General features: G+C 70.3%; 11 protein-coding genes. 8 read left to right on the top strand and 3 right to left on the bottom strand.

Going from position 1 to position 12,636, the window contains the following annotated elements:
* The first annotated feature begins 221 nt into the window (after positions 1–221).
* From ACSQ4M_RS25415 to ACSQ4M_RS25450, 8 genes are read left to right on the top strand one after another with little or no spacing between them, the layout of a single operon-like run.
* Positions 222–926: an SDR family oxidoreductase gene (locus ACSQ4M_RS25415; RefSeq protein ID WP_436192173.1), complete on the top strand. Its 705-nt coding sequence runs from the start codon at positions 222–224 to the stop codon at positions 924–926.
* Between the two features lie 18 nt (positions 927–944).
* On the top strand, positions 945–1,973 hold the full coding sequence (locus ACSQ4M_RS25420; protein ID WP_436192174.1) for a histone deacetylase family protein: 1,029 nt from the start codon (positions 945–947) through the stop codon (positions 1,971–1,973).
* 2 nt (positions 1,974–1,975) lie between these two features.
* Positions 1,976–3,067 carry a phosphotransferase gene (locus tag ACSQ4M_RS25425; RefSeq protein ID WP_436192175.1) on the top strand — a complete coding sequence of 364 codons (1,092 nt, stop codon included), beginning with the start codon at positions 1,976–1,978 and terminating at the stop codon, positions 3,065–3,067.
* Entirely contained in the window at positions 3,060–4,337 is a 1,278-nt protein-coding gene (locus ACSQ4M_RS25430; protein ID WP_436192176.1) for an aspartate aminotransferase family protein, read from the top strand. The genes ACSQ4M_RS25425 and ACSQ4M_RS25430 overlap by 8 nt, the downstream gene beginning before the upstream one ends.
* Positions 4,338–4,380: 43 nt before the next feature.
* Positions 4,381–5,157 (top strand): sterol desaturase family protein, encoded by a 777-nt coding sequence (locus ACSQ4M_RS25435; protein WP_436192177.1) that lies wholly within the window; start codon positions 4,381–4,383, stop codon positions 5,155–5,157.
* On the top strand, positions 5,096–6,046 hold the full coding sequence (locus tag ACSQ4M_RS25440) for a fatty acid desaturase (RefSeq protein ID WP_436192178.1): 951 nt from the start codon (positions 5,096–5,098) through the stop codon (positions 6,044–6,046). Before ACSQ4M_RS25435 ends, ACSQ4M_RS25440 begins: the two co-directional genes overlap by 62 nt.
* 8 nt (positions 6,047–6,054) lie before the next feature.
* A complete protein-coding gene (locus ACSQ4M_RS25445; RefSeq protein WP_436192179.1) occupies positions 6,055–7,959 on the top strand; it encodes an iron-containing redox enzyme family protein in 1,905 nt (634 codons plus the stop codon).
* Positions 7,956–8,876, top strand: coding sequence for a DUF6999 family protein (locus tag ACSQ4M_RS25450; RefSeq protein WP_436192180.1), 921 nt, complete (start codon positions 7,956–7,958; stop codon positions 8,874–8,876). Before ACSQ4M_RS25445 ends, ACSQ4M_RS25450 begins: the two co-directional genes overlap by 4 nt.
* Position 8,877: 1 nt before the next feature.
* On the opposite strand, the gene ACSQ4M_RS25455 is transcribed toward ACSQ4M_RS25450, so the two are convergent.
* From ACSQ4M_RS25455 to ACSQ4M_RS25465, 3 genes are all read right to left on the bottom strand, one after another.
* The gene (locus tag ACSQ4M_RS25455; protein ID WP_436192181.1) at positions 8,878–10,128 is read right to left on the bottom strand and encodes a D-amino acid dehydrogenase; all 1,251 of its coding nucleotides are present in this window, start codon (positions 10,126–10,128) and stop codon (positions 8,878–8,880) included.
* 110 nt (positions 10,129–10,238) lie between these two features.
* Complete coding sequence (locus tag ACSQ4M_RS25460) at positions 10,239–10,736, bottom strand: cupin domain-containing protein (protein ID WP_436192182.1); 498 nt, start codon at positions 10,734–10,736, stop codon at positions 10,239–10,241.
* 14 nt (positions 10,737–10,750) lie between these two features.
* Positions 10,751–12,622 carry a diguanylate cyclase domain-containing protein gene (locus ACSQ4M_RS25465; protein WP_436192183.1) on the bottom strand — a complete coding sequence of 624 codons (1,872 nt, stop codon included), beginning with the start codon at positions 12,620–12,622 and terminating at the stop codon, positions 10,751–10,753.
* Between the last annotated feature and the right edge of the window lie 14 nt (positions 12,623–12,636).

Here is a 12,636-nt window from a genome sequence, read left to right on the forward strand (position 1 = left end):
CAAGAAAAGTAAGTCCGGGTGTGGGGTGGACAGCCCCACCTCCTCACGTCGATCAGACGTAGTGTTTCCTGCTGGCACCAGAGGCCGGGATATGCCCCCGGCAGTGCAGTCACTTTCTTTCGTTTCGCCGAAAGAAAGTAACCAAAGAAAGGGCGACCCCGGGCACGGGGTCACATCCGGGCCATCGCCGCGCTCGGCCACGCAGTTGAAGGACCGCTGAGATGAATGACCACTCCCGCATCGCCATGGTCAGCGGCGGCACCCGCGGCATCGGCCTGGCCATCGCCCGCGAACTGCTGGCCCACGGCTGGCGCGTGAGCGTCGGCGCGCGCAGCGCCACCGATGCCTATGCCGGCTACAGCACCGACCAGTTGCGTGTCTACCGCTTCGACGCCAGAGACAAGCAGAGCGAGACCGACTGGGTGGCCGCCACCGTGCGCGACTTCGGCGGCATCGACGCGCTGGTGCACAACGCCGGCATCCTCAGCACACGCTCGGTGGTCGCGGCCGACGACGAGGAGGTCGACCGGCTGCTGGAGGTCAACGTCAAGTCGCCGCTGCGCCTCACGCGCAAGGCCTGGCCGCATTTGCTGGCCGCGCGCGAAGGCAAGGTGCTGGTGATGGCCTCGCTCGCGGGCAAGCGCGTGCGCAATGCCGACGCCTCGCTCTACGCGCTCAGCAAGGCCGCGGTGCTCTCGCTGGCCCACGGCATCCGCCATTGCGGTGCCGAGGCCCGCGTGCGCTGCACGGCCCTGTGCCCCGGCTTCGTCGCGACCGACATGGTGGCCGGCCTGCCGCTCGAACAGCAACAGCAGGCCACGCGGCCCGAAGACATCGCCCGCATCGCACGCATGGCGCTGGAACTCCCCGCCTCGGCCAGCGTGGCCGAGATTCCCATCAGCTGGACCGTCGAACCCCAATACTGAACCGAGGTTGAACTCCCCATGAAAGTCATCTACAGCGACCAGCACGTCGGCCACGACCCGCAGCAGTTCATCGTGCGCGGCCGCATGAAGCGCAGCAACGAGCAGCCCGAGCGCGGCACGCTGCTGCTCAATGCCGCCCGCGCGCAGGGCCATGAAATCCTCGCGCCCGAAGACCATGGCCCCGGCCCGCGCGCGGCGATCCACACGCCGCAGTACCTGCGCTTCCTGGAGACTGCCTGGGAGCGCTGGCAGCAGCTCGAAGGCGCGTCCGAAGAGGTGATGCCCAACGTGCACCCCTTCCCGGGCCAGCCCTTCACCTACCCCGACAGCCTGGTCGGCCAGGCCGGCTACCACATGGGCGACATGGCCTGCTCCATCGGCCGCCACACCTGGCATGCCGCGACCTGGTCGGCCCACGTGGCCACGCACGCGGCCCAACTCGTGCTGGACGGCGAACGCGCCGCCTACGCGCTGTGCCGCCCGCCCGGCCACCACGCCTATGCCGATCGCGCCAACGGCTTCACCTACCTCAACAACGCGGCCATCGCGGCCCAGCACCTGCGCGGCCGGCACGACCGCGTGGCGATCCTGGACATCGACGTGCACCACGGCAACGGCACGCAGGGCATCTTCTGGCGCCGCAAGGATGTGCTGACCATCTCGCTGCACGGCGACCCGCATTTCTGCACGCCCTTCTTCACAGGCCATGCGCACGAGGTCGGCGAAGGCGAAGGCCTGGGCTACAACCTGAACCTGCCACTGGCCCGCGGCACGCAGGACGAAGGCTTCCTGGCGGCGCTGGCCACGGCCCTGTCGACCATCCGCGCCTACGCGCCGGGCGCGCTGGTCGTGGCCCTGGGTCTGGACGCGCACGAGCATGACCCCTACCAGATGCTGGCCGTCAGCACGCCCGGATTCGGCCGCATCCTGGGCGAGATCGCGCGCCTGGGCCTGCCGACCGTGCTCGTGCAGGAAGGCGGCTACCTGTCGGAAGACCTGGGGCCCAACCTGGCGAGCGCGCTGGGCGGGTTCGAGAAGGCGGCCTGAGCATGGAAGACCTGGACGCCGCGATCCGCGCGGCCTTGCCCGAGGCCGCCGTGCTGACCGCCCCGCCGGCCCCGGTCGCCACCGACTGGGCGGCCGACCTGCTGCAACGCCTGTACGGCATGCAGGGCCAGCTCAAGCCGCTCACGGGCGAGCGCGATGCCAACTTCCTGCTGGAGCCGGCCGGCGGCGGCGCGCGCTGCATGCTCAAGCTCTCGCACCCGGACGAAGACCCGCTCGTGGCGGACTTCCAGACCCAGGCGCTGCTGTATGTCGCGCGCACCGACCCCGGCCTGCCCGTGCAGCGCCTGCTGCCGGATCGGCACGGCGCACCCTCAGCGCAGATCCAGGATGCTGAAGGCCGCACGCGCGTGGCCCGCGTGTTCAGCTACCTCGAAGGCCTGCCGATGCCGCAGGCGCCGCGCTCGGCCGCGCAGCGCAGCAGCGTGGCCCGCATGCTGGCCCGGCTCGACCGTGCGCTGGCCGGCCTGGAGCATCCGGCCGCCGCGCGCGAGCTGCCCTGGGACATCCAGCGCGCCGACCGCGTGCGCCCGTTGCTCGTGCATGTGGCCGACCCGGCCCGCCGCGCATTGGCCGAGGCCGCGCTGGCCGGTTTCGAGCAGCGCACCAAGCCCAAGCTGGCCGAGCTGCGCCGCCAGCCCATCCACAACGACTTCAACCTCTACAACCTGCTGGTCGACCCGGCCGATGCTGCCCGTGTCTCCGGCATCCTGGACTTCGGCGACATGGTGCACGCGCCGCTCGTGGACGACCTGGCCGTCGCGGCCTCGTACCACATCGACGAGCAGGGCGATGCGCTGGCCACCATCGCGCAGTTCGCGGCCGACTACCACGCGGTCTCGCCCTTGACCGACGCAGAAACCATGGCGCTGCTCGACCTCGTGCGCGCACGCCTGTCCATGGTGGTGGCCATCAGCGGCTGGCGCGCAGCCCGCCAGCCCGAGAACGCGCCCTACCTCATGCGCAACAACGCCGTGTCGTGGGCCCGCCTGCAGGCCTGCGCCGACCTGACGCCCGAACAGGTGCAGGACGCCATCCACGCCACCTGCCGCACACTGGAGACCACCCATGCCTGAGACCTCCACCGCCGACCTGCTGGCCCGCCGTGCGCGCCTGCTGGGCCCGGCCTACCGGCTGTTCTACGAAGAGCCCTTCCACCCCGTGCGCGGCGAAGGCGTGTGGCTCTACGACCAGAAGGGCACGCCCTGGCTGGACGCCTACAACAACGTGGTGCCGCTGGGCCATGCGCGGCCCGAGGTGGTCGAAGCCATCGCGCGCCAGGCCTCCGTGCTCAACACGCACACGCGCTACCTGCACGAGGGCATCCTCGACTACGCCGAGCGCCTGCTGGCCACCATGCCGGCCGAACTCGGCCACGCCACCTTCACCTGCACGGGCAGCGAGGCCAACGACCTGGCCATGCGCATCGCCACGGCCCACACGGGCGGCACCGGCCTCATCGTGACGCGCTTCGCCTACCACGGCGTGACTTCGGCCATTGCCTGCGCCTCGCCTTCGCTGGGCCAGTACGTGCGCATCGGCGACAACGTGCGGCTGGTCGATGCGCCCCAAGCAAGGTTCAGCGGCGATGCCGAGACCGGCAAGCGTTTCGCCGACGGCGTGCGCGCCGCCATCGCCGACCTGCAAGCCCATGGCCTCAAGCCCGCTGCCCTGCTCGTGGACACCGTGTTCTCCAGCGACGGCGTGTTCACGGCCCCGGCCGGCTTCCTGCGCGAAGCCGTGGAAGCCATCCACGCGGCCGGCGGCGTGTTCATCGCCGACGAGGTGCAGCCCGGTTTCGGCCGCACGGGCGAGGCCTTCTGGGGCTTTGAGCGCCACGGCGTGGTGCCCGACATGGTGACCATGGGCAAGCCCATGGGCAACGGCCACCCGGTCGCGGGCCTCACGGTACGCCCCGAGGTCATGAAAGCCTTCGGCCAGGCCAGCCGCTACTTCAACACCTTCGGCGGCAACCCGGTCTCGATGGCTGCGGCCTCGGCCGTGCTCGACGTGATCCAGCAGAACGACCTGCAGCGCAATGCGCTCAACGTGGGCAATTACCTGCGCGAGAAGCTGGCCGCGCTGGGCCAGCACCATGCCATCGTGGGCGAGGCGCGCGGTGCCGGCCTGTTCGCGGGCCTGGAACTCGTGAGCGACCGCGCCACCCGCGCGCCGGCGACGGCCGAGGCGGCCAAGGTCGTCAACGGCCTGCGCCGGCGCCAGGTGCTGCTGAGCGCGACCGGGCCCGACGCCAACGTGCTGAAGATCCGCCCGCCGCTGGTGTTCCAGCGCGAGCATGCCGACCTGCTGGTCGAGCGGCTGGACGAGGTGCTGGGCACGCTCTGAGCGCGGGAGGGGATGGCGCTGGGCTATCCTTCGGCCCGCAACCATGGGCCAAGCCTTCCAATCCCTCTCGATGCCGGCCGTGATGGCCTGGGGCCTGCTGTTCTTCGGCGGCATCTACCTCGTCTTCGGCGCGCTGAACTGGCTGCTCACGCGCCGCCTGCTGCCGGCGCTGGGCATTGGCCGCGTGCTCGACCCGCGGCCGGTCACGTCCGAGCAGCTGCGGCGCGAACTGCTGCAGTCGGGCGGCTCGGTGCTGGTCTTCGGCCTGGGCATGGTCTTTCCCTGGGGCCTGTTGCAGCTGGGCTGGGCCCGCTTCGCGGTCGACCCCAGCGGCTGGCGCATCGCGCTGGAGATCCTGGTGCTCGTGGTCTGGAACGACATCCACTTCTGGATCAACCACCGCCTGCTGCACACGCGCTGGCTCAAGCGCTTCCACGGCCCGCACCACCGCTCCATGGTCAGCACGCCCTGGTCCACCTACAGCTTCCACCCGGTGGAGGCGGCCATGCTGGGCAACGTGATCCTGCTGCCCATGGTGCTGCACGACTTCAGCTTCTGGGCACTGGCCTCGGTGCCGGTGTTCAGCCTCGTGCTCAACAACATCGGCCACGCCAACTACGACTTCTTCACCAAGGTGCCCTACGGCCACTGGTTCGCGGCCAGCCGGCGCCACCACCTGCACCATGCAGCGCATGCGGGCAACTACGGCTTCCAGTTCACGTTCATGGATCGCTTGTTCGGCACGCGGCTTCCTGCCGATGCCGCCGATCCGCAGATCGCCGCCTGGCGGCGCAGGCAGGCCCGGCGTGCGCAGGGCTGACCGGCTCCCGCGCCTGCGCCACCGCAGCGACTGGCAGAGCCTGCTCTACCTGGCGGCGCTGCCGGCGCTGGCCGCCTGGCAATGGATCCATGGTTTCCACCTGCTGCTCTACGCGCTGATGCTGTTCCTCACGCTGGGCATCGGCGTGATCCACCACAACCACACCCACCTGCGCATGTGGCGCGGGCGCCGCACCAACCGCGCCACCGACCTCTGGATCACGCTGCTGCAAGGCCATCCGAGCTTCGTGTTCTGGCCCGCCCATGTGGCCAACCACCACCGCCACCGGCACGGCCCCGAGGACGTGGCGCGCACCTACCGCTTCGGCGGCGACACCAACCACCTGCTGGGCTATCTGCTGCATCCGCTGCAGGCGGCCTGGGTGCTGTACCCGCTGTTCCTGCGCTGGCTGGCCAGACTCCACCGCCACCAGCCAGGCGCCTTCCGCTACTGCATGGCGCAGTACGCGGTGTGGCTGGGCTCCTGGGCGCTGCTGCTGGCGCTGGACTGGAAGAAAGCGCTGCTGTTCGTGATCGTGCCGCAGCTGCACGGCCTGCACTGGCTGCTGGCCACCAACTACCTGCAGCACGCCCATGCCGACGGCAGCGCAGGCGGTCGCCAGCCAGCCGGGCAGCTCAACTACGCGCGCAACTTCGAGGGCTGGCTGAATCCGCTGCTGTTCAACATCGGCCTGCACACGGCCCACCACGAACACCCGCATGCGCACTGGTCGGCCCTGCGCGGCCTGCACCATGCGCACTACCGCGCGCGGGTGCACCCGGCCCTCAACGAAGGCGGGCTCGTGCCCTATATGCTGCGCGTCTTCGTGCTCGGCAGCCTGCTGCCGCGCTACCGCAGCCGCTCGCTGATGCTGGCCAACAACAACTGACCCAGAACATGCCCGTCACCTTCGACCGTGTCTTCGTCCAGAGCGCCGGCTACTTCATGCCCGGCGAGCCGGTGGCCAATGCGCAGATGGACGCCTACATCGCGCCGTTGAACCGGATGTCCTCGCGCATCCAGCGCCGCATCCTGGCCGAGAACGGCATCCAGCAGCGCTACTACGCGATCGACACCGAAGGCCGCACCGTCTTCAGCAACGCCGAGATGGCAGCCCATGCCGTGCGCGACTGCCTGCAGCGCGCAGGCCGCCTGCTTTCCGACGTCTCGCTGCTGGCCACCGGCAGCTCGGGCGGCGACACGCTGATGCCGGGCTTTGCCAACATGGTGCAGGGCGAACTCGCCGCGCCGCCCATGGAGACGCTGTCGGTGCACGGCATCTGCGCGGCCGGCGTGTCGGCCATCCAGGCCGCCGCGCAGGGCGTGCAGCTGGGCGCGCACCGTGCCGCGCTGGCCGTGGCGGCGGAGATGCCCTCGCGGCTGTTCAAGCGCTCGCGCTTCGCGGCGCGCGGCTACGACATCGACTTCGACGCGCACTTCCTGCGCTGGATGCTGTCCGACGGCGCCGGCGCGCTGCTGCTCTCGGGCAGCACCGCCGCCCTGCCCCAGGCGCCCGGCCTGCGCTTGCAGCTCAAGTGGATCCACCAGCGCGCGTTCTCGGGCGACTACCCGGTCTGCATGCAGCTGGGCCTGACCGAAGACCGCGCGCGCGGCCACCTGGACTTCGACTCCTGGACCGAGGCCGAGGCGGCCGGCGCGCTGTCGCTGCGCCAGGACATCCGGCTGCTGCCGCACCTGTTCGACATCGGCATCCACGAGTACGCACAGCTCGTGCACGGCGGCTGGCTCGATCCGTCCAAGGTCGACCACTTCCTGTGCCACTACTCGTCGGAGAAGTTCATCCCCGTGGTCGAGGACCTCATGGACAAGGCGGGCCTGGCGATCCCGCGCGAGCGCTGGTACAGCAACCTGGCCTGGCGCGGCAACACGGGCGCGGCCTCCATCCTCGTGATGCTGGCCGAGTTCCTGCAGACGCGCGAACTCAAGGCCGGCCAGCAGCTGTTCTGCTACGTGCCCGAGTCGGGCCGCTTCATGGCGGCCTACATGCTGCTGGAGGTCCAGGACGCCGATGCGCCCGTCCCGGCACGCCCGGCCGCGCGCGTGGCCGCGCCGGACGAGACCGCCATCGCGCCGCCGCACGACCCGGCCACCGCCCCCGCGCCGCTGCGCGAGCTGCTGACCGAGCTGGCCGCCATCTGGCACGGCTACCGTTCCGAGGTCTGGCGCACGCCGCTCGTGCGGCAGATCCGCGAGCGCCGCATCAAAGTGCCCGACTACCTGAACTGGATGGAACACTGGGTGCCGCAGGTGCGCGAAGGCAGCCTGTGGATGCGCGAGGGGGCGGCCTCGCTCAGCGCGCCCTACCAGGGCCTGGCCGCGCTGATCGGCGTGCACGCTGGCGAGGAACAGAACGACTTCCAGATCCTGTTCGACGACTACCGCAAGGCCGGCGGCACGGTGGCCGACATCGCCGCGCTGCGCCGCAACCCGGGCGGCGAGGCGCTCAACGCCTACCTGCACCGCCTGGCCGCCACGCCCGACCCCTTCGGCCTGCTCGGCGCGATCTACATCATCGAGGGCACGGGCCAGCGCATCGTGCCGGCCCTGCTGCCCCTGCTGAGAGCCAGCCTGCCGCTGCCGCCCGAGACGTTCCGTTTCCTCGAATACCACGGCCACAACGACGAGAACCACCTCGCGCGCTGGCTCATGGCGGTCGAAATGGTCATGGCGCTGGACGAAAGCGGCCGCGCCGCGCAGCAGATCGTCGCCACCGCGCGCCACACGGCAGCGCTGTACCTCATGCAGTTCCAGCACGTCACCGAAGGGCGCCCTTCGCCATGAGCAAGAAGCCCCTGCCCGACTTCCTGGCCCGTGCCCACGACGACCGCGATCCCAGCCCCTGGCTGGCTCTGTGGCTGGACCAGAGCACACCCCTGCCCGACCCCGTGAAGACAGCCTGGCTGGCCGACTCCAGCTCGGCCTCGCGCCAGTACCTGCTGCCCTTCCTGCGGCCGCTGGCGCGCACCTTCATCGTGCTGCTGCAGGTGCTCAAGGTGTTCTTCCCGCGCAATTGGTCGCACTCGGGCGCGCTGCACGGGCTGCTGGTCTGGGGGCTCAAGCGCTTCGTGTCACCCGAGGCGAACTGGCTGATCCTGCGGCACTTCCACCTGGGCTCGCAGGTGCTGGCCTTCATCGGGCGCAACTCGCCCGCGCCGGTGCCCACGAGCCCGCTGGAGCCGGCCGACATCGACGCGCTGCGCGACGACCTGTTCTTGAAGCACGACCTGAACCTGTTCAACTTCGTGATCCGGCTGAACCAGGCGCTGCGCGACCAGGGCCTGGAGCTGCGCAAACCCGCGCATCTGGACCTCACGATGCTGCGCGACCCGGGCCTGCAGCTCGAGGACATGCCGCGCGGCCGGCTGAACTTCCTGGACCTGCAGAGCGCCATCGAGCTGTTCACGCCGCTCTACCAGCTGCTGCTGACCGACAACGACTTCTGGCGCGCGGCCAACTCGCTGCAGCTGGACGAGACCATCGGCATCTACTGCGCGACGCTGCTGGCCGCGCCCGAGCATCTGGTGCTGGTCAACAACAAGCACCCGCTGGTGCCGCTGTCCACACTGCGCGCGGGGCACCGGCTGGTCATCCACGGCCTGTCGACCGAGATGCTGCACGCGCTCTTGATGCGCTTCAAGGCGGCGCAGGCCGAAGGCGGTGTGGTGCACACCACCAGCGGCGACGCCTCCGCTCAGTAGCTCAATAGCGCGCCAGGCTCAGGCCTTCGGTGTCGATCGCCGGCTTGCGGCCCGCCAGCCAGTCGGCCATGAGGCGGCCGGTGCCGGCCGCCATCGTCCAGCCCAGCGTGCCGTGGCCCGTGGACAGCCACAGCCTGGGGTAGCGCGTGGGCCCCAGGATGGGCGTGCCGTCCGGCGTCATGGGCCGCAGGCCGCACCAGAACTTGGCTTGTGATAAGTCACCGCCCCTGGGGAACAGGTCGCTGACCACATGGTCCAGCGTGCGCCGGCGCTCGGGTTTCAGGCTCAGGTCGAAGCCGCCCAGCTCGGCCGTGCCGCCCACGCGGATGCGGTCGCCCAGGCGCGTGACGGCCACCTTGTGCGTCTCGTCCATGACCGTGGATTCGGGCGCGCCCTTGGCGTCGGTGATCGGCAGCGTCAGCGAGTAGCCCTTGACCGGGTAGACCGGCAGGTGCAGGCCCAGGGGCTGCAGCAACAGCGGCGAGTAGCTGCCGAGCGCCACGAGGTAGCGGTCGGCCTGGATGAGGCCTGCGTCGGTGCGCACACCCGTGATGTCGCCGCCGGCCTGCTCCACAGCCTGGATCTTCACGCCGTAGCGGAACTGCACGCCCATCCCCTCGGCCAGTTGGGCCAGGCGCTGGGTGAACAGGAAGCAGTCGCCGGTCTCGTCGCCGGGCAGGCGCATGCCGCCCACGAACTTCTGGCGCACGGCCTGCAGCGCGGGCTCGTGGCGCACGCAGCCGTCCATGTCCAGCACCTCGTAGGGCACGCCGTATTGCTTCAGCACCTCGATGTCGCCGGCCGTGCCGTCGAGCTGCTTCTGTTCGCGGAACAGCTGCAGGGTGCCCTGGCTGCGCTCGTCGTAGGCGATGCCGGTCTCGGCGCGCAGCGCCTGCAGGCAGTCGCGGCTGTACTCGGCCACGCGCACCATGCGCGCCTTGTTGATGCGGTAGCGCTCGGCCGTGCAGTTGCGCAGCATGGACGCGCCCCAGCGCCACATGGCCGGGCTCAGCAGCGGCTGGATCACGAGCGGGCTGTGGTGCATCAGCAGCCACTTGATGGCCTTGACCGGCACGCCCGGGCCGGCCCAGGGCGCGGAGTAGCCCGGCGAGACCTCGCCCGCATTGGCGAAGCTGGTCTCCATGGCCGGTGCCGGCTGGCGGTCGACGACCGTGACCTCGTGCCCCTCGCGCGCCAGATAGAAGGCCGCCGTCGTGCCGATCACGCCACTGCCCAAGACCACCACTTTCATACACCCTCCCGCTGCATTCGTGTGGCGGGATTGTGGAAGCGATTGCTGCGCTGCGGCACGCCGCGGCGGCGATCGCATCCGCCATTAGCGGGGCTGATCGGGCCGTGCGCTCACACCCCGCCGTGCGGGTGCGTGGGGTCGACCCACAGTACGGTGTCGGGCTGCTCCACGGGCGCGATGTCCAGGTTCACGGCCACCGCCTCGCCGTCGCTGCGGCACAGCACGCACTCCAGCGCCTCGGTGGCGCTGGCGTTGATCTCCTGGTGCGGCACATAGGGCGGCACGTAGATGAAGTCGCCGGGTCCGGCTTCGGCGGTGAATTCGAGCTGCTCGCCCCAGCGCATCCGCGCGCGGCCGCGCACCACGTAGATCACGCTCTCCAGGTGGCCGTGGTGGTGGGCGCCGGTCTTGGCATTGGCGTGGATGGTCACGGTGCCGGCCCACAGCTTGCTGGCGCCCACGCGCGCGAAGTTGATCGCGGCCTTGCGGTCCATGCCGGGCGTCTGCGCGGTGTTGCCGTCCAGCTGGTTGCCGGGCACCACGCGCACGCCGTCGTGCTTCCAGCGGGCCTGTTCGTCGTGGTCATGGTGGTGGTGTTCGTGCGCCATGGTGTTCTCCCTGTTCATTCGAAGGCAAAGGTCTTGAGCGCGCGGCGCTGGCGCTTGACGCTGTACATCGCGGCGTCGGCGTCCATCAGCACCTGCTCCGGGCTCTCCTGGCTGCCCACCAGCAGGCGGATGCCGATGCTGGCCGAGCAGCGGTGCGTCTCGCCGCGCAGCTGGTCGTTGCGCTCGATCGCATCGAGGATCTTGTCGGCCACGGTGTTGACATGGTCGGCCGCCGTCTTCTCGTCCACGCCAAGCTCTTCGAGCAGCACCACGAACTCGTCACCGCCCAGCCGCGACACGGTGTCGTGCTGGCGCACCGCGGCCTGCAGCCGACGGCCGATCTCGATCAGCAGCTGGTCGCCGACCTCGTGGCCGAAGCTGTCGTTGACGCGCTTGAAGCCATCCAGGTCGATGAACAGCACGCCGAAATAGCTGCGCTGGCGGCTGCTGGACAGCTGGGCCTGGCGCAGCCGGTCCATCAGCAGGCGCCGGTTCGGCAGCCGCGTGAGCGGGTCGTTGAAGGCCATGGCGCGGATCTCCGCTTCCATGACCTTGCGCCGGCTGATGTCCCGCGCGATGACCGAGATGCCGGCGATGCGCCCACGCGCGTCGAGCACGGGCGAGACCGCCATCGACAGATCGATCACCGTGCCGTCCTTGCACAGGCGCTGGGTCTCGTAGGCCTGCAGGCTCTCGCCGCGCTGCACCCGCGCGATCAGCATGGCGTCCTCGGCGCGCCGACCCGCCGGCGCCAGCCGCTCGGCCGAATGGCCCAGCATCTCGGCTTCGGTGTAGCCGAACATCTGCTCAGCACCGCGGTTCCAGGTGGTGATGCGCCCCTGCAGGGTCTTGCTGACGATGGCATCCGACGAGCTTTCCACGATGGCCTCGAAGCGGTTGTGCAACGCGCGCAGCTGGCGGCGCGACGAGCGCACCTGCACCAACCAGGCCCACAGCGTGAGCACGATCGTCAGGCCCGCCAGCGCCGCCACCATCAGCGTGTTGGCACGCCAGCCGGCCATGGCGTCCTGCATGGATTGCCCCACCACCACATAGAACGGATGGTCGCGCAGGCGCCGGTAGGCGTTCAGGCGCTGGTGGCCGTCCACGGTTCCCGCGGCCTCGTACGAGCCTTCTGCCGGCGCCAGGCCAACGGCCTGGCGCAAACCGTCCGATACGCCGACGGGCACGCCCTGCGCCGCCGGGTGGTAGTGCACGGCCTGCAGATCCTCGGTGCGCAGCGAGGCGGCGCCATGCGCGCCGAAATCGACCCCGTCGAACAGCTGGTCGAACTGGGCGCCGGACATGCCGGCGAACACGACGCCGCGCAGCGCGCCGCCGGCATCGCGCACCGCCCTGGCGAACACGACGCGGGACACACCGTCCTGCGTGCCGGCCGGCCCGTCCTGCACCGGCGCGACCACCACCACCATCGCGCCGCGCGGTTCGGCCACCGCACGCCGGAAGAACGCCTGCGTGCCGACCTGCGCCATGGACGCGGGCAAGGCCATGGTGTGCAGCCGCACGGCGCCGTCGGCATCGGCGATGGCCACGTCTTCCAGGTCGACCCGCGCCAGGCGCGGCTGCACCTGCAGCGCCGTGCCCCCGCCCGCGGCGCCGCCCTGCAGCAGCGCCCCATGGCGCGATGCCACCAGTTGCAGGTAGACGTCGATCTTGTCGAAGTTGTTGGAGAGCTGCGCCTCGATCAGCCGCGCGAGGTTCTGGGTTCCCACCAGGGCACGCTCGCGGCTGCGCGCATGGTCGGTGGCGATCGCCAACACCGCCAGCGCCAGCACCAGCACGATGACCAGCAAGGGGCCCGCGGCCTGGCCCAGCCGGGGCGGCAGCATGGGCAGGCGGGCGCGGGAAGCTTCGGGAGCGTTCATGCGGGTCGTGACGT

The sequence above is a fragment of the Pseudorhodoferax sp. LjRoot39 genome (genome assembly GCF_964253035.1).
Taxonomy (GTDB): Bacteria; Pseudomonadota; Gammaproteobacteria; order Burkholderiales; family Burkholderiaceae_C; genus Pseudorhodoferax.